Source organism: Mucilaginibacter sp. 22184 (assembly GCF_052045695.1).
Lineage (GTDB): Bacteria > Bacteroidota > Bacteroidia > Sphingobacteriales > Sphingobacteriaceae > Mucilaginibacter.
The window spans coordinates 1-19,770 of record NZ_JBQEPI010000002.1; the positions used below are offsets into that span (position 1 = coordinate 1).

A 19,770-nucleotide genomic window follows, 5' to 3' on the forward strand; every position below is an offset into this window, starting at 1 on the left:
CAAAAACATCCGCTCCCAGGAGCCTATCTGTACAACAACTTTACTCTCTTTCAAACCCTAACTCAGAGGGGTCACTTTAGATTGGCGAAGAGGGGTCAATATCATTGGTATATCCAAGCAGGCCATTATCAATAACTCCGACTGTAAAATCTTACTTGACCAATCGAAGTACCAGAACAAGTTTGATGCGATACAGGAACTATTGGGCTTAACTGATAAGGAAAAAGCGCAGGTACTTTCCATGAACCGGTCCAACGACCCCAAACGCAAGTACAAAGAGGTTTTCATTTCTCTGGGCGGGCAGTACAGCAAAGTATACCGTACCGAGGTAAGCATTGAAGAATATTTGTCCTACACCACCGAGGAAAGTGAGAAAATGAAGGTGCAGCAGTATGCCGAAAAGTACGGCAACATACAGAAAGGTATCGCGGTACTGGCTAATGAGATCAGAAATGCGAAGCATTCATGAGGACAAAAAATTATAAATGCTTACCGAATAACTCAAAAACAATAATACTATGAAACATTTAATCTTATTAATTGCAATCGTGGCCGTTATCATGGCTGCCTGCAACAGCAAAACTGATACACGTTCTTTCATTCCGGGAACCTATGTTAACCAGGCCGGAAGTGAGTACAGTATCGCCAGTGATACGCTGGTCATTGAGGCATCCGAAGGCAATAACTACCTCATTCACCGCAAGACCGGTTTTAACATCATTACCGATGGCAAAAAAGGAAAACGGCAATATGAAACCGAGGAATGGCGGGCACTTTATGACCAAAGCACTAAGTCGATGACCGAAACCGCTAAAGGTAAGCTGCTGACTTTTTACCCTGAAGCTAAAAAGCTGCTGGTCGGCAAACGTGAGTATCAGAAGATCAATTAATCAATTCAATCACCATGAAGATTATAAAAATTATGAAAAAGTACATGGTCGTCCTGCCCATGAGCGCCATGACGCTGTTTGTCGCTTTGCCCACTAATGCAAACGCGCAGTTCGCGATACTGGAAGTGATTCAGGCAGGTATTAAAAAAGTTATCAAGGCTGTTGACCTGAAGGTACAGCGGATGCAGAACGAAACTATCTGGCTGCAAAATGCTCAAAAAGTATTAGAAAACCAGCTTTCCAAACTGAAGCTGACCGAGATCGCCGACTGGACGGAAAAACAAAAGCAGCTTTACAGCCAGTATTATGAGGAACTCTGGAAGATCAAATCTGCCATTGCCTACTACAAGCGGATCAAAGACCTGACCGAAAAACAGGTGGCTATTGTAGATGAATACCGCTGGGCCTGGGGATTGTTTGGTAAGGACAAGCATTTCAAGCCCGAAGAACTGCAATACATGGAAACGGTTTATTCCGGCATACTGGATGCCAGTATCAAAAACCTTGACCAGATCTTATTGGTGGTGAACAGCTTTAAAACCCAAATGCCTGATGCCAAACGGCTGGAGATCATCGATGCCGCCGCAGACCAGATGGATACAAATTATTCCGACCTGAAACGGTTTAATGCGCAGAATATCCAGTTAAGCATCCAGCGGTCACAATCACTGGACGAAACAGCCACTTTAAAAGAAATTTATGGAATCCATGAATAAAACCGCCCTGTCGGTATGCTTTCTGCTTTGCTCTTTTTGCTTTCAGCAGGCAAAAGCGCAGACCTTCGCAGAGTTTTTCAGCCAGAAGAAAAAGCAAAAGGAATACCTGCTTACGCAGATAGCAGCCCTACAGGTCTATATCGGTTATGCCAAAAAAGGCTATGACATTGTAGGCAGCGGCATTAATACGGTAAAGGACATTAAAAACGGTGAATTTAGCCTTCACAGCGCTTTTTTTAGTTCACTCAAAGCGGTCAGTCCGGCTATACGAAACAACGCTAAAGTAGCGGAGATCATCGCCCTCGGGCTGGCCATTAACAAGAGCTTTAATGGTATCAGGAGCAGCAGCCTGTTATCGGAAACCAACAGGGGTTATATCGCTTCGGTCAGGGAAAAAGTACTGGAGGAATGCGCCGCCGACCTGGAGGAATTGCTCTTGGTTATTACCTCTGGCAAGGTGGAAATGACCGAGGACGAACGCATCAAACGGCTGGATAATGTCTATGCCGCTATGCAGGACAAGTCGGGTTTTACCAAAAGTTTTACCGGGCAGGTACAGGCGCTGGTCAGCCAGAAAGAGAACGAACAACGATCCATTAACCAATCCAGGAGGCTTTATGAAACTACAGAAAATTAGACCGTTCCTGCTTGCGGCAATGTTTGCGCTTGCTGCGTTTTGCATTCCGTTTAAAACACGGGCGCAGGCGCAGGAAATTGAGCAGTTGCTTTTGAATATGGAAAAGCTCAGCCAGTTAAAAAATATACTGGAGGACATGAAAAAAGGCTACCAGATTGTCAGCACCGGTTATAATGCGGTAAAGAACATTTCTCAGGGCAATTTCAGTTTGCACGAGGTATTTATTGACGGCCTGATGCTGGTCAGTCCCGAAGTTAAAAAGTACCACAAGGTGGCGGGCATTATTACCTATCAGAAAAATATAGTGAGTGAGTACAAAAACGCCTTTAACCGTTTTCAGGCTTCCGGCACCTTCACTACGCAGGAGATCAGTTATATCAGCAGTGTGTATAAGCAGCTCTTTGACCAGAGCGTAAACAATCTTGATAACCTGCTTACGGTGGTCACCGCTTCGCAGCTCCGAATGAGCGATGATGAACGCTTGCAGGCCATTGACCGAATTTTCGCCGACACGCAGGACAAGCTTACTTTCCTGCGGGACTTTAACCGGCAGGCCAGTATCCTGAATGTACAGCGTAAAAAAGAAAAGGCCGATGTATCGGCCACGCAGAAACTGTATAACACGAACCCTTAAAACCTACCGATATGAGACAATTATTTAACTCCCCTTTCAGGGGGATTGGGGGATTGCTGCTTTTATTGTTGCTTCCCGCTCTTTCCCAGGCACAGGGACTGGCGGGCGAGATCAGCAGTATGCAATCCGTACTGGACAAGGTGTACAGTGAGATGTTACCGCTCTGTTCCCGGCTGATCGGCGTTGCCCGTGGCATCGCGGGGTTTGCCGCCCTCTGGTATATCGCCAGCCGGGTATGGCGGCAGATCGCAGCCGCACAGCCCGTTGATTTTTATCCATTATTGCGCCCCTTTGCGCTGGGACTGGCGATTATCGCCTTTCCAGCGGTCATCGCCCTGATGAACGGGGTCTTGCAGCCGACTGTTTCGGCAACCGGCGCAATGGTCAAAGACAGCGATAAAGCCATAGCCGTATTGCTCAAACAAAAGGAAGATGCGGTAAAGAAAAGTAAGTTCTACGAAATGTATGTTGGCGAAGACGGCAGCGGCGACAGGGATGCCTGGTATAAGTATACGCATCCGAAAGATCCCAGCGCCGAAGATGAGGGATTGTTTGAAGGCATCGGCAACGATATGAAATTCTGGATGGAGAAGCAGAGCTACAATTTCCGCAACTCCATCAAACAATGGCTAAGCCAGGTACTGGAAGTGCTTTACGCTTCAGCGGCCTTGTGTATCAATACGATCAGAACTTTCTTTTTAATTGTCCTTGCTATACTTGGCCCGCTGGTATTCGGCTTTGCCGTCTTTGACGGCTTTCAGCATACGCTCACCGTCTGGCTTGCCCGTTATGTCAACATTTTTCTTTGGCTGCCCATCGCCAATATCTTTGGCAGCATACTGGGAAAAATACAGGAGAACATGCTCAAACTGGATATTTCGCAGATCGGCCAGCAGGGTGATACCTTTTTCAGTACCACCGATACGGCGTACTTGATATTCCTGGTGATCGGCATCGTAGGCTACTTTTCAGTGCCCAATGTCGCCAATTACGTGGTACATGCCGGTGGCGGTAATACTATACTGGAACGGGTCAATACCATTGTGAGCAATACCAAAGCAACTGCGGCCAGTTCCGTTCAGGGCGGTGCGGGAATGATCGTAGATCGTTTTGATAACGCACGTTCCAATCTGTCGCAGGGCATTGCCGAAGCATCCGGCAACGATTATTTTAAGGACAAGCTTTCCGGCAAGTAGTATTCACCCATTAATCCAATCAATATGTTTAGTCAATTCAAAAATATAGATACCGCATTCATGCACATCAAGACATTCAGTATCTTCCTGGTACTGGCCAATGTGCTGGTGATGGGCTTTTGTATCTACAAAAGCTATGATATGGTAAATGCGGCGCAGAACCGGGTACATATCCTGTATAATGGCAAAGTACTGGAGGCCATCGCCTCAGACCGGAAAAGCAACCTGCCCGTAGAGCTAAGAGATCACATCAAGACCTTTCACCAGTACTTTTTTAACCTTAGCCCTGATGACAAGGCGATACAGGCGAATGTCTCCAAAGCCCTGTATTTAGCGGATGAATCAGCCAAAAAACAGTATGATAACCTGCGGGAATCCGGCTATTACAATAACCTGATCTCTGCCAATATCTCGCAGGAGATCGAGGTAGACAGCATCCACCTTGATATTAATGTTTATCCCTACACTTTCACCTGTTATGCCACTCAAAAACTGGTACGCTCAAGCAGTACGGCGAACCGCAAACTCATTACGCAGGGACAGGTCAGGGATATAAAAACACAGACAGATAATAATCCGCATGGCTTTCTGGTACAGGGCTGGGAAATACTGGAGAACAGAGATCAAGACCCCAAAAGTATCAAACCATAAGAGCGATGAAATTATTCCGAAAAAACAGAACAGCAACCGGCCCGAAGCAGGAAGAACTGGCGGGTAAGATCGCAGGCCGCATCGTCCGGTTGCAGGTACGCATAGCAGGTTACCTGAACAACCGTACAAAGCATTTTACCCGCAAACGGAAACTGCTTTTACTGATCGTATTCTGCCTGCTGTTCGCGGCGGTCAATCTCTGGCTGCTCATCAGTTCAATTACTCATTAATCATAAAAACACAATGGAAACAAAAGAGAAAAACACCAGAAAACTATTGATGATATTGCCGCTGTTAATACTGCCATTCCTTGCTTTGGGCTTTTACGCCCTCGGTGGCGGAACCGGCAAGACCGGAACACAGGAGTTAAATGTAAAACAGGGTATCAATACCAGCCTGCCGGATGCCACTTTTAAAGATCAAGACCCGCAGGATAAATTAAGCCTGTACGAACAGGTAAGACGTGATTCCGGCAGTATCAAAGATCAGTTTGAAAACCTGCCCCAAAGCGGTGGCAATTTAAACGTTCCCGACCCGAACGAACAGCGCATTAACGAAAAACTGGCGCAGATCGGCCAGGAAATCAGTAAACCTGTCCTTGCACCACCAACGGGTTATAAGCCACAGCCAACCGCAGGCACTTCCGGTATGGGCGGTGATGTGGACAGGCTGGAAAAGCTGATGCACAGTATGAAAGAGGAAAAAGGCGAAGACCCCGAAATGAAGCAGTTAAGTGATATGATGGATAAGATCATCACCATTCAGAACCCGGCGGCAGCGCAGGATAAAGCGGTTAAGCCCAGCACCATTACCGACAGCCAGTTTCGGGCGATACCCGCCCAGATCGTCAGCAACCAGAAAGCGGTACAGGGGGCAAGCATCAAATTGCGCTTACAGGATACCATCACCCTTAGCGGTCAGCTTATCCCCAAAGGGCACGAGATCACCGGCACCTGCCGTATTACCAACCAGCGCCTGTTACTGGATATTAAAAATATCCGCCTGGGCACGTCCATTATTCCGGTTGATTTATCGGTCTATTCACTGGACGGCATGGTGGGCATCAATGCGCCCGAAGCGGAACTGGCGGATGCAGCGGGCAGCGGCGCAGACGATGCCGTGCGCAGTATCGGTATGTATGGTGTTGACCAGAGCATCGCCACACAGGTAGCGGGTGCCGGTATTGATGCCGCCAAATCGCTGTTCAGTAAGAAAATCAAAAAGATCAGGGTAAAGCTGGAGGCCGGACAAGCTATTTTACTGCGTAATAACCAGCTTAAAACACGATAACCGCAGTGTATTCATCACATAAAACGTATAATCATGAACAAGAATAATTTAGACGATCTGAAAGACGAACTCAAGGAGCTTCGTTTTCCGAAGAAAGTAATCGAGGAAATGGAAAAGAACATGGAGAAAAACGTGCCGGAATTCCGTCTGCGCCATCAGCAGCCCGGCGACAAGGGCCAGGTGGATATGGTACTCCATTTTAAACAGTCCGGCCAGTCGGATTATTATTATTTCAATAAATACAATGTTACCCTGAATAATGCTAAACCATTAGCCGAAGGGCACCAGTATTTAGTGATTTCGCCCGGTGAAAAGGACAAGGCGATGATGCGCAAGTTTGACAGCCCGCATGAAGCGATTGCTTATTTCAAGGAACAGAAAGGCAGCAGCGAATTGGCCGTAGGCAAGATCGACAAGAAAGAACTGGCCTTTAAAACGACACTTGCCACGATGGAGAAAGATAAGATCAACTTCGTATCTAAAGATTTTAACAAGGTGTTTTATACGCCTGCGGTCAGTCAAACAGTCTATGTAGAAAAAGGACAAGGATTTACTGCCGAGCAATCGGCCAATATGCTTCAAAGCCGTGCCGTTCACAGGGACAACCTGCTTAACCTGGGCGGTCAGACTTATAAGGCATGGATTGAGCTTGATTTCAAAAGCCCGAAAGACCGTTTTAATAATTACAAGACCAAGCAGTACCACGACCCTTCCTATGGCTTTGACCTGCAAAAAACACTGGATAAATACCAGATTAAGGAACTTGCCGACCCTGCCAAAAGGGAAAAACTGGAGGAATCTATGCGAAACGGTAACAGCCCATCAGTTACCACGGTTAAGAATGGCGAGGAAGTTAAAATGAAAGTAGTTGCCGCACCGCGTTATGGTGAACTTAACTTTTATGCCGAAAACGGCAGGCCGGAAAAAAGGGAGCAGTTCATGACACCGAAAGCGCATCAGGAATTGTTGGCCAAACAGTCAGGTAAAGAAAAGGTACTGGAAGAAGGTGTAGGAATAGGTAGGTAACGGATTACCCATTAGAATAAATTATAAAACCAATTAATTGTTAAACATAAAATTCAAAAATCATGGAAAAATTCACAGAGTTAAAAGAACTGATTGCAGCAGCGGAAAAGGATGCACAGGCGTTTTTTGAAAAGGGAAACAAGGCTGCCGGAACGAGGTTGCGTAATGCCCTTCAAAAAAGCAAGGTGTTAGCGCAGGACATTAGGAATGAGGTTACTGCTAAGAAAAACGAAAAATAGCACCATTAGTTATTCTAGGAAAAAGGTTTGGCTGGAAGCAGCCAAACCTTTCTTAGGTTATAGATTTTCTAACTTGTAGTAGGCTTTATCGCTAAACTAATATATTTGATAACCGGGCTAAAGCCAACAATAATTTAGCTATCCCTTATTTAAAAGAACGACAATGTTTCAAAAAATCTGTATAAAATCTAAGGAACGTGATAACCAAAAAATTGACATTTCGTTTTTGGTTGATAGTATGCTGTTTTATGGTAAAATAGTTGTGTTGGCACACAAAGAAGAACTCATTACATTATTAAACTATTTTGGTGAAGAGTTTCTAAAAGAGCTTATTATCTCTGGGCGTCTTGACCTAAGAATTAGGGAAAACATATTAGGGTCAATGTTATTTCCGGACGACAAATATAATATCGACCTTTTTTCCGGAAAAGATAAAAGTTACTCAGCTATCTTGTATGAAGCGCATAGAGAAGTGATTAGAAATAGTGTCAAAAATCAAAAATTCTCTGACGATTTATCTAAAATCACTCAACCATTTGTATATACTGGGGACATAACCGAACAAATAAGAGCAGATTTTGAGAATGTAAACTTACTAAAGAAGTTGCTTCCAATTTATATACATTCGAGGCTACCAGAGTTTCAGTTACCTAATGAATTGCAGATTGAAATAACAAAAGATAGCTCGTTTGGGCCCTTTGATGCTTACTCTTTAAATAGCAATATTGATATTGCTGATTTTAACTCATTAAGCAAACAGTTAAAGGGAGAAAATCACTTTGATTTCAATTACAGTGGTTTTCTTTTAGCCTTATCTGAATCAAAAGGAGATATTTTTATTGCATCGCACTTTGAAAGTGAACTTGTGACCACTAAATTATATTCTGCTTTCATTGGCCAACAACTTGAAGACCTAATACAACGAAGGTTAAAAAGCCAAGAAAATCTCAATCTATTTGACGAATATGTTTTAGCTGATTGCCATACTATAGGCGATGCGTTTGTAAATGGCTTAGTATCTAAAAAAGACTTACTGGATTTACTGGAAAAAGCAGACAAGTTTAGAGACTGGCTATTGAAAGTTCCTGATGACAAGAATTTAATTGGTGAATACCATAAAGAAGTAACAAGAGAAACTTTTGCGGACAAGCTACCAACAAAGGCAACGAGATTCGTGATTTTTGAAGGTATAGGAGTTGCATTAGATCTTGCCGGAGCAGGTGGTATAGGAACAGCCATTGCAACTGGCCTATCGGCAGTTGATAACTTTTTTTTAGATAAATTAATTGCAGGTTGGAAGCCGAATCAGTTTATCGACAACAATCTGAAACCAATGATAAAAAAACAATAGCCTTAGATACAAAATCCTCAAACAATAAAAGACTTTCGATAAAAGGTCTGGCTGCTAAGCCAGACCTTTTTAGTTTAATGATTTCATAGAAGAGCGGGGAAGCCCTTCATTCCGTGCCTGCATTCAGCAGCTTTCCCGCAATTTCACAAATGGCTTCGTTCCTCGCCAATTGCTACAGACGCAGTACTTTCCATTTTTTTGACCATTTAATAGCTCTGATAAAAAGTTTCCCCAGGACTTTTTGGTAGCAAATTTCTCAACAATCCTTTTGCTGGTCAAGACCAAGCCCTTCGGGTTTTAAGAAAAAAATCTTCCCTGCTCGCTACGCTCACGAGGTTTTTTTTTCTTAAAAGTCTTGCCCTGCAAAAGGATTGGTTTAGGTGCGGGTGCTTATCAAAAAGCCCGGAGGCTCTGCCGACTGACTTTATAAAAGAAACAGCACCATGAAAACACTAAAAGGAAGAAGCCCACCCACAGACTCAAAGCGGAGCAGATAGCGACCGCATAGGCACAAACGCCCATTTTGGGCACAATTCAAATCATAATCAGTAAAAGTTAAAAACAAAAAATCATGAAAACTACAGTAATCGGAAGCAACAAAGAAAACGGAAAAGTAAATAGTTCAGCGGTAATTAAAGCAGACAAAAAGGACGAACAGCCAAAAACAAACGGGCTGCCGTTAAGCAAGGAATTTGACGACAAGCCAAAAGACGAAGCAGGAACAAAGCAAACGGAAACGCCCGCACCTGAACAGCCGAAAAAGGATGACGCACCAAAGGCAGAAACCGAAAAGCCCAAAGCCAATGCGGAACAGACAAAGCCCGAACCGACCAAAAAAGAGTTAAAGGCATCTATTGCGGAAAAGTTGGCCGAGCAACGGGCAATTTTGGAGCGTCATATTGAGTTGGGCGACAAGCTGAACCGCAAAATCAGGCACAGGGATAACCTGAACACTATTGTTAAGACCCTCAAAGAATTTGAGGTATCGTTAAAGGACAACGAGGAAGGAACAGAAAGCAATCATTTTCAGGGTTGTTTGCTAACCATTCAGGACGATAAAGGCAAAACCTTTACCACCAAGAACCCCACTCTTATTAAGGAAGTGGCAGAGAATGTTAAAACGTTCTGCGCTGATAAACTTAAAGACGTGGATTTGGAAATTATCAACCTTATTCCTGCCTAAACAAATTTGCGCCCCTGCAATTGCAGGGGCGTTTATTCATCCCTTAAGACTAAAGCTATGGAAGAAGTATTTATAGATCACCTTGCCCAGCTCTATTGGCAGGGTTACGGTGAGGCATTCAGAGAGGATAACCCCGATGCTTTTTATCAGCAGTTAGCAGAATTTAACAACACCTATAAAACACCAAAATATGCAGTATCAAACCCTTTATTTAATGGTACGGGTAGCAGTGCAATCCGACCATGCAAACATAGCAGACACGGTAAACGAGGTGGAAACACTGGCGACCTTTTCGCTAAATGACACTTCGAAAGTTAAAGTACTGGAAACAGAGATTTTACTAACAAGGGTGCGGAATACACAAAATATTCATTCCACCCCAAAAAAGTAATAGCATGAAATGGTTTAACAATTGTCAGACCTTAGAGGAAGTAAAAGCCCTGTACAAGAAACTGGCTAAACAATACCATCCCGATTTAGGAGGCGATACTCTGACCATGCAGGAGGTCAACAAAGAATATGCCTTTGCATCTGCCAAAGCCATTAAAGGGGCTGACCTTTCTGAAGAAGAGACAGAAAACGAAATGCAGTTTTCTGAAGAATACAGGCAAGCCATTGAAAAGATCATCCATTTGGAGGGCATTGTCATTGAATTGGTTGGTTACTGGATTTGGGTTACCGGCAATACTTATCCCGTTAGGGCTACCCTAAAAGAAGCGGGTTACCTGTTCGCCTCTAAAAAATTAGCCTGGTATTTTCGTACAGGAGAATACAAGGTAACCAAAGGCGGTAAAAAATCACTTGATGAAATCCGTTCAAAATACGGTAGTGAGGTTTTAAACGAAAACAAACCTAAACGCAGGAATTTTATTAAATAGCCAGCTTTTCAGTAACGAAATGCCCTTGCTCATTTATTATGGGCAGGGGCGTTTTTGCGCGCGGCCCCTTGCGGGGCAAAAGTGCTTTAATAAGGTAATCAAAAATAATTTAAACGTTGTGAATGTCCGTTCTGCACATAATTTGTAATATAAAACTTATTATCGATGACATCAACCAGATCACTGCAAGGATATGATACATATTGCTTGTCTCCCTTCACCAGAAAAAAACGATACATTACTACTTTGTCCAGTTTTAAATAATAATCAACTGCGGGGGGTATCATAACAATATTAAGTCCTCTGCTTTCGCTCATTGCGCTTGGGTAAATCACACCGGCCGGAAGTACGCCATAAGTATTTTCGTAATAATACAGGATTGCATAAAAAAGTGCGTTCAAGATGTAATATCCATTTTCTGGTTGTGCAGTGCAGCTTAAATCGGAAACAAAAAACATTAGATCCTTCACAAATGCTGTTGCCCTGCTATTAAAATAGTTGCTCATTTCTTTTAAATAACCGTTTGTCGCGGTTTGTAGCACTTTGTTCCCCGAAAGATGTGTTTCGTTGAAACAAAAATTAACTACTGGAAATCTCTCACCTACTGTCCATCTGCCAACAGTCATATCTTGTATTGAAGGCGGATTATCAGGATGTATCAATTCTTTGCAACTTTCAAGTGAGCAAGCCAAAACATAATCTGTTTCCGGGTTATCCACGCGGAGTCCGCCGTAAAACAGCCCCTCTTTGGGGCGATTGAAGCGACCTGCCTGAATTACATCGGTATTGGTAGAATTATAGGAGATTTGATGCTCAAATTCAAAAACCTCTCCTTTGTAGTTAGGTCGGGCACGAACGATATAGGTTGGTTCGATAAAGGTTACCATGAGCGGAATTTTATCAATGATAAAATGGAAATCATTGATTGCCTCATTGAAACGGGTATCATTGACTTCAAGTGTGAGCAAATGCCGGATGTTAGCTAACTTATTTTCGAGCACTTCGACATTTTCGTTGCTCCATTGAACAACCTGCTGATAATGCGCCGACTCGCTAATGCTGTTGATAATGGGAGACAACCCCTTTGCGGAACCTTGTTTCATAATAACAACTATTTATAAATCTAATTTACGACTTTTTACTAATATTTTTAGTTTAAGAGGTACGCTTATTTATCTTTGTTTAATAATCACAAATTCTATTATGTTCAATACACGGGAAATTGCTTATCTGATATGGGGATCGCTACTTTTGATAATTCTCCTGTTTTCCAGGAAGAACCGGTTATCCTTATTTGATCTGGTAAAAGCTTTCTTTTGCAAGCAGTTCCTGTATGTTTACCTGATTGCATTAAGCTATGTTTCCATTTGTGTTTGGATATTATATCAGGTCAGGATTTGGGATGCCTCATTGATAAAGGACACAGTAATGTGGTTTTTATTTGTCGCTTTGCCTTTGATGTACAACGCTGCAAAAATTAACAGTTTTCAAAAATTCGTAAAGCAGGTAGTAAGACCTTTAATAGCCTTTTCGATCATATTTGAGTATATTTTTGGGCTATATACATTTGACTGGTGGATTGAGATTTTAATGGTGCCTGTCGCGGTTTTTATTGGTGGAATGCTCGCATTCAGCGATAAAAAGCCAGAACATCAACAGGTGCATAAACTGATGAATGGCACATTTATTCTTATTGGGCTGATCTCATTAACCGCTGTTATCTTTCATCTGTTCCATCATTATACCGACTATCTCAATAGGTTGACGCTGATGCAGTTTATTATGCCGCTTTCCCTGTCATTGCTTTTCCTTCCGGTTTTGTATGGCATCGCCATGTACACACACTATGAAACTGCTTTTGTGGTTATGAAAAGACAATTTAAATTGCCGGGGGTCTACAATTACGCAATGCTGCAAGCATTAATTCGTTTTAACGGCGATCTTGACGGGATGGAGCGTTGGAAAAGAATGGTTTTTACCAAAAACCTGCAAACGCGTGAAGAAATTAATCAGGCGATAACATTAGTTAAAACCCTGCAAAATGCGGAACAAAACCCTCATACGGTAAACGAGGGACTTGGCTGGTCGCCTTATCAGGTTAAAGACTTGCTGGTTTCAAAAGGAATTGAAACACCTGATTTCCGAAATACCATTGACGAAGAATTTTGTGCGATTTCTTTTCCTTTTAAATTGACTGATGACCCGATATTTTCAGACACTATTACTTATATGGTACTCGGAGAGCAATTGATAGCAACTGAACTCCACATCGAACTAAAAGTTTTCAATGGAACTATCGATAATACAGTATCCCTGATGCAATTATTACAATGTTCGGAAGTGATTCACCAAAGCGTATTCGGCTTGCCCTTATCAGATAAAATAAAGAATGCTATAGTTAAGGCTAAGAATGCAACCAGCGATAATGAACTTGCTAAATTATCTGTTAAAAAAGAACTTTGGACAAACCAGACAAGGGGCTATAGTGTAGATTTCAAAATCACCCACATCAGACACCGTTTGTAGGGGGTAATTCATGTTTAAAGATCAGGCATTTAACCGCGCAAAAATCATTGTTTCCAGTTGTATTAGTTCAGCCAATTGTTTTTCCAGGCTATCGGTCATTGATTTTAGGATCGCTTTCGAGGGATTCATACCTAATACGTTAGACAGCAGTTCATCAGAAAGATTTTTATTATAGGTTTCTTTCATCAATCTGATATAAGTATTAAATGTAATTCCTTGAAATATTTCATTTTCTCCTATACCTTGAGTCTCTACCATTGCAATTAACTGGTTTCTAACCTTAACCGATGTAGATTGTGTTGCTTTAAACTGAACCAAAAAATGTTCTATTTCTTCTTTAGGTTTATCAAGGAATGTTTTCTGATAAGTAAACCATGCAATCAGCAAGCCTAATACACCGATAGTAATTTCAATCATAACAATATTTAACGTTTGCCAATTATGATACCTAAAAATAAGAAGTATTACTTACATTCATCTATGATATTATAATATGGATAGTATAATTGACCATACCAAGCTTATCGATTCGAGAAATGAAGATTTATATGAGAAAGTCCTGTCAAAATTTGAACTTAATTTCGAGCCGTCCTACAACGGTGAACATTCAGTATATTCCATAGGAAATTCTATTACCTTTTATATACCTATAGGTGTTTATTCAGCGGATTCCTTTACTCACGAGCTGTTACATGCTTATATTGATTACCATGAAGCGTATATTGGCGGCAACTTTAAGAACACGATGTGGCAAAGTAATATTTTAAAGCAGATATTTGATCTGCATTTAGCTGAACACATCACTAACAGTATTGCCCATACACTAATGTTACCAATATACCTCGAAAGGGGTTTTGAAAGAAGTATGTTTCTGCTAGATTACGATGAATTTAAAACGGAACCCGGTTTCATCGGCCAGATTGCACGATATTATAAACGGGGTGCTCTATATAACCTTTCGGCTATAAGAAACTTCATTGGCAAATTTTTCGCGTTCAAATGTGATCCTAACCCAACGTTCAACTACGATACCGAACTACAGCAACTCAAAAAAATTGACCCTCAATTGTACCAGATATTGCAAAACTATTTCCTAAGATGGACTAATTACGATTTTACCGCAGATCCGCTAAGCGAGTATCGGGAAATCAATTCAGACTTTTATGTTGCTTTAAAGCCTTGGATGAGTGGGAAAAGATTTGGTTAATTATTCGACCTGTATTAGCCTAACTTGACAATAATCCGGCCTTGTTTTTTTAACTCCGCTCATTAGCCCCTAAATAGACGATTTACTTAATCCGTTAAAAACTCAGTGACAACAATTCGATTTGGAGTACTTATTGAATTTTGTCCGGTTTTTGAAAGGGTTGCTCCAAAAGAGTAACCCTTTCTTTTTAATGATCAGCGAGTTAATTTTTATTAATTGTCTGATAGTTCAATTAAAGAAAACGGTGAAACTATTGGCTATTTTTGTTAAATGAACCTACCTGTTAATCCAACGGAACTATTAAAGGAGTATTTCTTTAAAGCACTCCTAATTCAACAATCTACCAAAATGATAGATGAGAATTGGGGAGAGAATATTTCCAGAAGTATTTCGAATTTTATATTCACAGATCCTTTGAATGTTGCAGTTCAAACAGATAAAGATCAGGTATCGTTCTTCAATAAACTGCTTGGAACATCGCAAGATACTATCCAATGGAGTATGAAGAAGAATTCGCAATGCTCATTGGATATTACAGAAAAAAACAAAAAAGAAATTATTCCGGATATTCTCTCGCAGATTTATTGCCTTCTAAGCGTATCATTGTTTGAAAATCTTGTTACGTTGCTAAAGAAATTATGTTCGATTGAAAAGAATGGGACGAGTTTTCAGATCATTAATGAGTTTTATGATAAATTTAAATATGAATTAAGATTAATAGATCAAAATAAGGTTGACAAAACAGCAACGGTCTTGGGCATCCATAATTTACGGATTTTTCGTAACTGTATAACTCATGCTAATCCATCAATGGAAGAAGTTGAAAAGAAATTTGATGAATTTAACCTGAAGATCAAAGAAAAAGATAAGACTTACAGTAAAATACATGATTTAGGGGAACTTCGGAGAGAATTATTGTATTATAGCTTTGATCCAAATCGAAAAAGGATTTTTCTATCTCCTAAGTCTTTTAATAATTTATTAGATTTCTATTCCCAAATCGCATACATTGCCTATTTATGTTATTGTAATAAGTTCGAGCATAAGGTAGAAATAGAATAGTTATAATTGAATTCACTATCAACCTGTTAAATTCCAAATCTTGTTACCCGAAGATGCAGGTAATGGTGTCGTTTAATTAAATCATCATAAGTTAATAACCTTACGTTCGCCTTTGGCATCGCCATGAATGTGTTTAAGCCTGAAAGGTTTTGCAATTTATCTTCATCGGTTCCCATCAATAAAGAATATTGAAAACTTAACTTTTTTATGGATACATCATGTTGAAGCGATTTTGATTGTATTTCTTCCAGATTGGCAGGGTTAGAAAAATAATTAAAATACTTTGTTCCAATTTGATGGAAATATTTTTGAGCTGGCTTAAGCATGGTAAAATTTTGTTTGGAAAAAAAACGCTGGTTTGGCAATTTAACTTCGAAAAGCTCATTCAAGTTCATAGAATATTGATGTGCAATATTGAAAAAATCAACTTCTTCATATTTCCTGGAATTGTTATGATAATAGTGCTGTTCGTAAATTGATTTATGAAAATTCTCAGACTTTAATAGGTGGTGATAGGTCTGAAGGAATAAGTGTATTTGCTTTTCATTCCGTAATGACGGGTTCTGACTATAAGTTTTTAACAATTTTATTAAAGCATCAGCGGTCGATTCAACAATTTGCAGACCATTACCCATCCATAGATAGTCAAGTGGCTTTTTGTTTTCATAGAACACTTCGGACAAGACCCTTAACTTATAGGCCCTTGCGTTGAATATGCGCATATCCACTTTTGTGAAATCAGACCTGGTATCTAAATCCAAATCATCGATATCCGATTTTAATCTATCCAACCATCTGTCGATACCCTTAGCTAAGGGATTATTTGTAGTTCCTATTCTTTTATTATTTTCTGGTTTATATACCAATCCGTCAAATAAATTTTCAATCAATTCATCTACGTGTTCATAATGTTGCCGCTCATACCCAAGCATGTTATTCATCAGAAAAAGCGGCAATGCAGAAAGTTTAAAATTTTTATCGGAATAGGTAAAATGTGATGCCCGTACCCACTGCGCCAGTTCTGTATAGCTTTGAGAGAAAGCATCACTGGTAAAATCGGCGATAATAAAGTCAATATGCTTTTGATTCTCTATTAATTCTGTTTCTATAACGATTTTGGCATCGGCAATCGAATATCTGATAATAACATCGGTTTCATGCTCGATGTATTCCCCAACATACATTTTAAGATATTGTTCAACATCAATAGTAACTTCAGAAATGAGAATAAACTTCATAATGCAGTAATCTCCTCACAGAAGTTACCGCTACGTACCACTATATTGTTAAAATAAGTTTTATCCAATATTTCTTTGAAGTTTAGTTAAATCATTTTATTTGCTCAGTTTCGAAAAGCTGTCGCAAAACAGATTTTTTTTCAAATCCAACCATTTGTAAAAGATGTGCCTCATAGGTTGGTAGAAGTGAACCGAGAAAGTTATGCAAATGCTTTTCGCTCTCTCTAATTACAACATCAACCAATTCTACTTTTTCTTTTTTGTATTGCCTTAATTTGTATCTTGTTAAGGCTGGCGGAAATAATTTCTTAAATTCATCGTCAATTTTAAAGCCATTAGCTTCTTCTTTATAGAAGAATAGGCCATAGTAAAGATCAATTTTATCTTTTTCTTCGTCTTCGTAATAACCACGATGACTATTTAGATGTCTTAGACCAATTAGATTTTCAAAGGTTTTAAAATATGCATGTACATTTACCAGGGGAGCTTCTGTCGAGGAGATTTTTTTTATAATAACCGACCACCTACACTTCGTTTCAGGCAGATTTAGCCCATAGACTTCGTTTATCATTAACAACATGATTTCATGTATGGTATGAACTTTATGGTAAAGCGCCTCTATATGATACTGTATATATTCTAGTTGTGATATTCCTTTTGATAGATAGTAACTACGAAATGGATATCTGTTAATATATTTTCGTACATGATGCAACTGTTCGCTAGTCTTAGTCAAAGCAGATTGGATACGAAAAATCCTAGAGGTGTATTTCTCGTCTTCATCTAGCAGATTATAATTATTAGAGCCTTGAACATAGCCAGCCCTTCTTTCAAAACCATCAAGCGAACTCGCCATATCTTCCTGTAAACGTTGCGAGAAATAATTCATTAAGAAATCATTTTTTGCATAAGTGAAAGTCACTTTTTTGTCGCCACTATTGATTTGTATCATGCTTTTATATTGCCAATTCTCAGTCCACCCGATGCAATTTATTATATTAAATAGTCGTCAAAATGGTATTTATATATATTTATCGTTGGAATTTAAATACTAAGTTAGGATTTCTTCAATTCAAGTTTCGCTGATATAAACTTATAACCATTTTTAATTTAAGATTAGCTAGTTATTGGATAGGTGATTTTTTGAATATCGAGATTCTTATATTTTGTAAATTTATGGGAATAGAAAAGTCATGAAAGAAACTATCATCAATCTGATTGAAAACGAAAGTGAAAACACCAAGTTAGATTTTAAGCTAGAGCAGTATCCTATAGAAAAAGGCAATGACAAGAAGGGTGAGTTTTTAAAAGATATATGCGCATTTGCAAACCTCATTAGCAAGGAGGACAAGTTCATTATCATAGGGGTTAAAGAAAAAAATGGCGTTGCAAATGATTTTAAACCTGTTGATAAATTGCACGACCAGGCATCTTATCAGCAATTTTTAAATCAATATATCGAACCGGAGATAAACTTCGAGTACAAAGAGATTATACACCAAGGAAACCGCTTGGCTTACTTTAGGCTGTTTAATAATAATAAAAGGCCGTATTTATTTAAGAAAGAATACAAAGATCTTCAGCCAAAAGGAAACCAATACCGAATCGGTACAGGTTTTATTAGATCAGGAACTTCAACACGAGAATTAAAACGAGATGATTTTGAAAAAATATATTTGGAACGTTTTGCCACTAAAGACCGTAGCAATGAAATAGATTTTAAAATAACACTTGGCGGATTCAAGTCTTCAGAGTTAAGAAGCACTATTTATAGACATCTACAAGTTGATGTTACAAATTTATCAAATGTATCTATCGACTTAGATGTTGAGGCTAAAATTTATAATAACAAAGGTGTTAGCGCTCGGTGTACACAAGATGTTGAACGTGGAATTGCCGAAAATAAACGGGATAATAGCATGTTCGCTTACACACCATATTTAGACAAAATGATACCCCCACATTTGTTCATGGATATGAATGTAGAATTCAAAAATCATGCTGCTTATTCTATCTACGAGATTACTCCAAAAAAAGGCACGCATACAGCCATTCGTTTAAAACAGAAAGGTACAGAAACTGATATCTTTAACGGTCAAATAGTCTTGATTTTTTCAAGGCCGGCAGAAGTGAAAATTGAGCTTATTGTACGGAGCAATGATTTCCCAGATGGGCCAAAATCCTTTTCATTTAGTTTTTCGGAAGACGAGACTCAGCAACTCTTAGACCCTTGGGACTTGTGATACACTATGCAATCATTTATCAGTTAGTTGAGAAATGCAAATCAAAAGTTCTAAAGTTGATGCGCAAGGGTATTTTGTTTTTCAACAATCTATAAATTGATTTACTTTTAAGTCTCGTTTTATAACAAATCTTTGTTTTTTAAGTCGTCAATAATTGGCTCTAATATCATTAAAAAGCGTTCTAAGTGTTCCATTTTTTCCTCTTGGACGGTACAAAGCCCTCTTGATTTTTCAAGAGGGCTTTTTCATTTTAGCGAGGGAACCGAATGATTATTGCAGGTTTAATAATTAAACTTGATCTACTTTTGACAAGTAATAATTGATACTGTATTGTTGATGAATAGTATCGTAGTCCAACAGATCGTTATCTGTTCTGAATCGTGTATCCAGAATCTCAAATGCCCGGCCGTTTTTATAGATCTTCTTTAAATTTTCCAGTGTAAGCAGGTAAACTTTATCTGAACCCTTTATGCTGAAGTAATGGGTAAGGATTGGTTTGAAAAGGTTAAGCTTATCCCCCGGACGCTGGCGTTCGTAAATGATAATTGCACCTCTTTCCAGAATTTTAAAATCTGATAGCTTCAGATTTTTAATTGCCACGAGTGAATCCTGTGTTAACGGAGTAAGTTGAATATTAAAGCTATTGGCCTGCACTAATGATTTTGCCAAAAGCAGAACAAATAAAATGATCGAAAATTTGAAAGTTTTCATTGTAAAAAATATAAGTACCGAAATTCTCCAGCAACAAATTGATAAATAGGAGATATTAAATAATAAGTTGAACAATTAATTTCGCCTGAATA

General features: G+C 39.7%; 23 protein-coding genes and 1 pseudogene. 19 read left to right on the plus strand and 5 right to left on the minus strand.

The genetic code is table 11. The features are described from left to right. Positions 1-109 precede the first annotated feature (109 nt). The 15 genes and pseudogenes from ACTJKG_RS05310 to ACTJKG_RS05380 form a co-directional block, all read left to right on the plus strand. Positions 110-469, plus strand: a pseudogene (locus ACTJKG_RS05310) (TraG/VirB4 family ATPase); the annotation flags it as partial. A 49-nt stretch (positions 470-518) separates the two neighbouring features. Then, positions 519-890: a hypothetical protein gene (locus tag ACTJKG_RS05315; RefSeq protein WP_440738538.1), complete on the plus strand. Its 372-nt coding sequence runs from the start codon at positions 519-521 to the stop codon at positions 888-890. Between the two features lie 32 nt (positions 891-922). Continuing rightward, positions 923-1,606, plus strand: coding sequence for a conjugal transfer protein TraI (locus ACTJKG_RS05320; RefSeq protein ID WP_440738539.1), 684 nt, complete (start codon positions 923-925; stop codon positions 1,604-1,606). Further along, a complete protein-coding gene (locus ACTJKG_RS05325) occupies positions 1,590-2,243 on the plus strand; it encodes a hypothetical protein (protein ID WP_440738540.1) in 654 nt (217 codons plus the stop codon). Before ACTJKG_RS05320 ends, ACTJKG_RS05325 begins: the two co-directional genes overlap by 17 nt. Then, on the plus strand, positions 2,224-2,877 hold the full coding sequence (locus ACTJKG_RS05330) for a TerB family tellurite resistance protein (protein ID WP_440738541.1): 654 nt from the start codon (positions 2,224-2,226) through the stop codon (positions 2,875-2,877). The genes ACTJKG_RS05325 and ACTJKG_RS05330 overlap by 20 nt, the downstream gene beginning before the upstream one ends. Before the next feature lie 11 nt (positions 2,878-2,888). After that, complete coding sequence (gene traJ / locus ACTJKG_RS05335) at positions 2,889-4,073, plus strand: conjugative transposon protein TraJ (RefSeq protein WP_440738542.1); 1,185 nt, start codon at positions 2,889-2,891, stop codon at positions 4,071-4,073. A 24-nt stretch (positions 4,074-4,097) separates the two neighbouring features. Further along, the gene (gene traK / locus ACTJKG_RS05340; protein WP_440738543.1) at positions 4,098-4,724 is read left to right on the plus strand and encodes a conjugative transposon protein TraK; all 627 of its coding nucleotides are present in this window, start codon (positions 4,098-4,100) and stop codon (positions 4,722-4,724) included. A 5-nt stretch (positions 4,725-4,729) separates the two neighbouring features. Then, positions 4,730-4,954, plus strand: coding sequence for a hypothetical protein (locus tag ACTJKG_RS05345; RefSeq protein WP_440738544.1), 225 nt, complete (start codon positions 4,730-4,732; stop codon positions 4,952-4,954). Between the two features lie 13 nt (positions 4,955-4,967). Beyond that, on the plus strand, positions 4,968-6,014 hold the full coding sequence (traM, locus tag ACTJKG_RS05350; protein ID WP_440738545.1) for a conjugative transposon protein TraM: 1,047 nt from the start codon (positions 4,968-4,970) through the stop codon (positions 6,012-6,014). Positions 6,015-6,047: 33 nt separating this feature from the next. After that, entirely contained in the window at positions 6,048-7,040 is a 993-nt protein-coding gene (locus ACTJKG_RS05355; RefSeq protein ID WP_440738546.1) for a hypothetical protein, read from the plus strand. Between the two features lie 62 nt (positions 7,041-7,102). Next, positions 7,103-7,279 (plus strand): histone H1, encoded by a 177-nt coding sequence (locus ACTJKG_RS05360; RefSeq protein ID WP_440738547.1) that lies wholly within the window; start codon positions 7,103-7,105, stop codon positions 7,277-7,279. A gap of 163 nt (positions 7,280-7,442) precedes the next feature. Then, positions 7,443-8,630, plus strand: coding sequence for a hypothetical protein (locus ACTJKG_RS05365; RefSeq protein ID WP_440738548.1), 1,188 nt, complete (start codon positions 7,443-7,445; stop codon positions 8,628-8,630). A gap of 571 nt (positions 8,631-9,201) precedes the next feature. Continuing rightward, entirely contained in the window at positions 9,202-9,813 is a 612-nt protein-coding gene (locus ACTJKG_RS05370; RefSeq protein ID WP_440738549.1) for a hypothetical protein, read from the plus strand. A gap of 57 nt (positions 9,814-9,870) precedes the next feature. After that, positions 9,871-10,116, plus strand: a complete 246-nt coding sequence (locus ACTJKG_RS05375) for a hypothetical protein (protein WP_440738550.1) — start codon at positions 9,871-9,873, stop codon at positions 10,114-10,116. Between the two features lie 92 nt (positions 10,117-10,208). Next, positions 10,209-10,691, plus strand: coding sequence for a J domain-containing protein (locus ACTJKG_RS05380; protein WP_440738551.1), 483 nt, complete (start codon positions 10,209-10,211; stop codon positions 10,689-10,691). Between the two features lie 98 nt (positions 10,692-10,789). On the opposite strand, the gene ACTJKG_RS05385 is transcribed toward ACTJKG_RS05380, so the two are convergent. Continuing rightward, positions 10,790-11,794, minus strand: coding sequence for a hypothetical protein (locus tag ACTJKG_RS05385; RefSeq protein ID WP_440738552.1), 1,005 nt, complete (start codon positions 11,792-11,794; stop codon positions 10,790-10,792). A 325-nt stretch (positions 11,795-12,119) separates the two neighbouring features. On the opposite strand from ACTJKG_RS05385, the gene ACTJKG_RS05390 reads away from it, so the two are divergent. Next, positions 12,120-13,217: a hypothetical protein gene (locus tag ACTJKG_RS05390; protein ID WP_440738553.1), complete on the plus strand. Its 1,098-nt coding sequence runs from the start codon at positions 12,120-12,122 to the stop codon at positions 13,215-13,217. A gap of 21 nt (positions 13,218-13,238) precedes the next feature. On the opposite strand, the gene ACTJKG_RS05395 is transcribed toward ACTJKG_RS05390, so the two are convergent. Beyond that, complete coding sequence (locus tag ACTJKG_RS05395; RefSeq protein ID WP_440738554.1) at positions 13,239-13,634, minus strand: hypothetical protein; 396 nt, start codon at positions 13,632-13,634, stop codon at positions 13,239-13,241. Between the two features lie 76 nt (positions 13,635-13,710). On the opposite strand from ACTJKG_RS05395, the gene ACTJKG_RS05400 reads away from it, so the two are divergent. After that, positions 13,711-14,424 carry a hypothetical protein gene (locus ACTJKG_RS05400; RefSeq protein WP_440738555.1) on the plus strand — a complete coding sequence of 238 codons (714 nt, stop codon included), beginning with the start codon at positions 13,711-13,713 and terminating at the stop codon, positions 14,422-14,424. A 270-nt stretch (positions 14,425-14,694) separates the two neighbouring features. Beyond that, positions 14,695-15,486 carry a hypothetical protein gene (locus ACTJKG_RS05405; RefSeq protein WP_440738556.1) on the plus strand — a complete coding sequence of 264 codons (792 nt, stop codon included), beginning with the start codon at positions 14,695-14,697 and terminating at the stop codon, positions 15,484-15,486. A gap of 26 nt (positions 15,487-15,512) precedes the next feature. Here ACTJKG_RS05405 and ACTJKG_RS05410 read toward each other — a convergent pair whose 3' ends face one another. Both ACTJKG_RS05410 and ACTJKG_RS05415 read right to left on the minus strand, forming a co-directional pair. Further along, the gene (locus ACTJKG_RS05410; protein ID WP_440738557.1) at positions 15,513-16,724 is read right to left on the minus strand and encodes a hypothetical protein; all 1,212 of its coding nucleotides are present in this window, start codon (positions 16,722-16,724) and stop codon (positions 15,513-15,515) included. A gap of 91 nt (positions 16,725-16,815) precedes the next feature. Continuing rightward, on the minus strand, positions 16,816-17,676 hold the full coding sequence (locus ACTJKG_RS05415; RefSeq protein WP_440738558.1) for a Cthe_2314 family HEPN domain-containing protein: 861 nt from the start codon (positions 17,674-17,676) through the stop codon (positions 16,816-16,818). 241 nt (positions 17,677-17,917) lie between these two features. On the opposite strand from ACTJKG_RS05415, the gene ACTJKG_RS05420 reads away from it, so the two are divergent. Continuing rightward, complete coding sequence (locus ACTJKG_RS05420; RefSeq protein WP_440738559.1) at positions 17,918-18,967, plus strand: AlbA family DNA-binding domain-containing protein; 1,050 nt, start codon at positions 17,918-17,920, stop codon at positions 18,965-18,967. A 288-nt stretch (positions 18,968-19,255) separates the two neighbouring features. Here ACTJKG_RS05420 and ACTJKG_RS05425 read toward each other — a convergent pair whose 3' ends face one another. Next, the gene (locus ACTJKG_RS05425; RefSeq protein WP_172333322.1) at positions 19,256-19,678 is read right to left on the minus strand and encodes a hypothetical protein; all 423 of its coding nucleotides are present in this window, start codon (positions 19,676-19,678) and stop codon (positions 19,256-19,258) included. Positions 19,679-19,770: the final 92 nt, after the last annotated feature.

Coding starts and splice junctions, on each gene's coding strand:
- ACTJKG_RS05385 (WP_440738552.1), bottom strand. CDS start 11,794: ATGAAACAAGGTTCCGCAAAGGGGTTGTCTCCCATTATCAACAGCATT.
- ACTJKG_RS05395 (WP_440738554.1), bottom strand. CDS start 13,634: ATGATTGAAATTACTATCGGTGTATTAGGCTTGCTGATTGCATGGTTT.
- ACTJKG_RS05420 (WP_440738559.1), top strand. CDS start 17,918: ATGAAAGAAACTATCATCAATCTGATTGAAAACGAAAGTGAAAACACC.
- ACTJKG_RS05330 (WP_440738541.1), top strand. CDS start 2,224: ATGAAACTACAGAAAATTAGACCGTTCCTGCTTGCGGCAATGTTTGCG.
- traM (WP_440738545.1), top strand. CDS start 4,968: ATGGAAACAAAAGAGAAAAACACCAGAAAACTATTGATGATATTGCCG.
- ACTJKG_RS05325 (WP_440738540.1), top strand. CDS start 1,590: ATGGAATCCATGAATAAAACCGCCCTGTCGGTATGCTTTCTGCTTTGC.
- ACTJKG_RS05360 (WP_440738547.1), top strand. CDS start 7,103: ATGGAAAAATTCACAGAGTTAAAAGAACTGATTGCAGCAGCGGAAAAG.
- ACTJKG_RS05375 (WP_440738550.1), top strand. CDS start 9,871: ATGGAAGAAGTATTTATAGATCACCTTGCCCAGCTCTATTGGCAGGGT.
- ACTJKG_RS05410 (WP_440738557.1), bottom strand. CDS start 16,724: ATGAAGTTTATTCTCATTTCTGAAGTTACTATTGATGTTGAACAATAT.
- ACTJKG_RS05415 (WP_440738558.1), bottom strand. CDS start 17,676: ATGATACAAATCAATAGTGGCGACAAAAAAGTGACTTTCACTTATGCA.
- ACTJKG_RS05380 (WP_440738551.1), top strand. CDS start 10,209: ATGAAATGGTTTAACAATTGTCAGACCTTAGAGGAAGTAAAAGCCCTG.
- traK (WP_440738543.1), top strand. CDS start 4,098: ATGTTTAGTCAATTCAAAAATATAGATACCGCATTCATGCACATCAAG.
- ACTJKG_RS05425 (WP_172333322.1), bottom strand. CDS start 19,678: ATGAAAACTTTCAAATTTTCGATCATTTTATTTGTTCTGCTTTTGGCA.
- ACTJKG_RS05345 (WP_440738544.1), top strand. CDS start 4,730: ATGAAATTATTCCGAAAAAACAGAACAGCAACCGGCCCGAAGCAGGAA.
- ACTJKG_RS05370 (WP_440738549.1), top strand. CDS start 9,202: ATGAAAACTACAGTAATCGGAAGCAACAAAGAAAACGGAAAAGTAAAT.
- ACTJKG_RS05405 (WP_440738556.1), top strand. CDS start 14,695: ATGAACCTACCTGTTAATCCAACGGAACTATTAAAGGAGTATTTCTTT.
- ACTJKG_RS05365 (WP_440738548.1), top strand. CDS start 7,443: ATGTTTCAAAAAATCTGTATAAAATCTAAGGAACGTGATAACCAAAAA.
- ACTJKG_RS05355 (WP_440738546.1), top strand. CDS start 6,048: ATGAACAAGAATAATTTAGACGATCTGAAAGACGAACTCAAGGAGCTT.
- ACTJKG_RS05320 (WP_440738539.1), top strand. CDS start 923: ATGAAAAAGTACATGGTCGTCCTGCCCATGAGCGCCATGACGCTGTTT.
- ACTJKG_RS05315 (WP_440738538.1), top strand. CDS start 519: ATGAAACATTTAATCTTATTAATTGCAATCGTGGCCGTTATCATGGCT.
- traJ (WP_440738542.1), top strand. CDS start 2,889: ATGAGACAATTATTTAACTCCCCTTTCAGGGGGATTGGGGGATTGCTG.
- ACTJKG_RS05390 (WP_440738553.1), top strand. CDS start 12,120: ATGTGGTTTTTATTTGTCGCTTTGCCTTTGATGTACAACGCTGCAAAA.
- ACTJKG_RS05400 (WP_440738555.1), top strand. CDS start 13,711: ATGGATAGTATAATTGACCATACCAAGCTTATCGATTCGAGAAATGAA.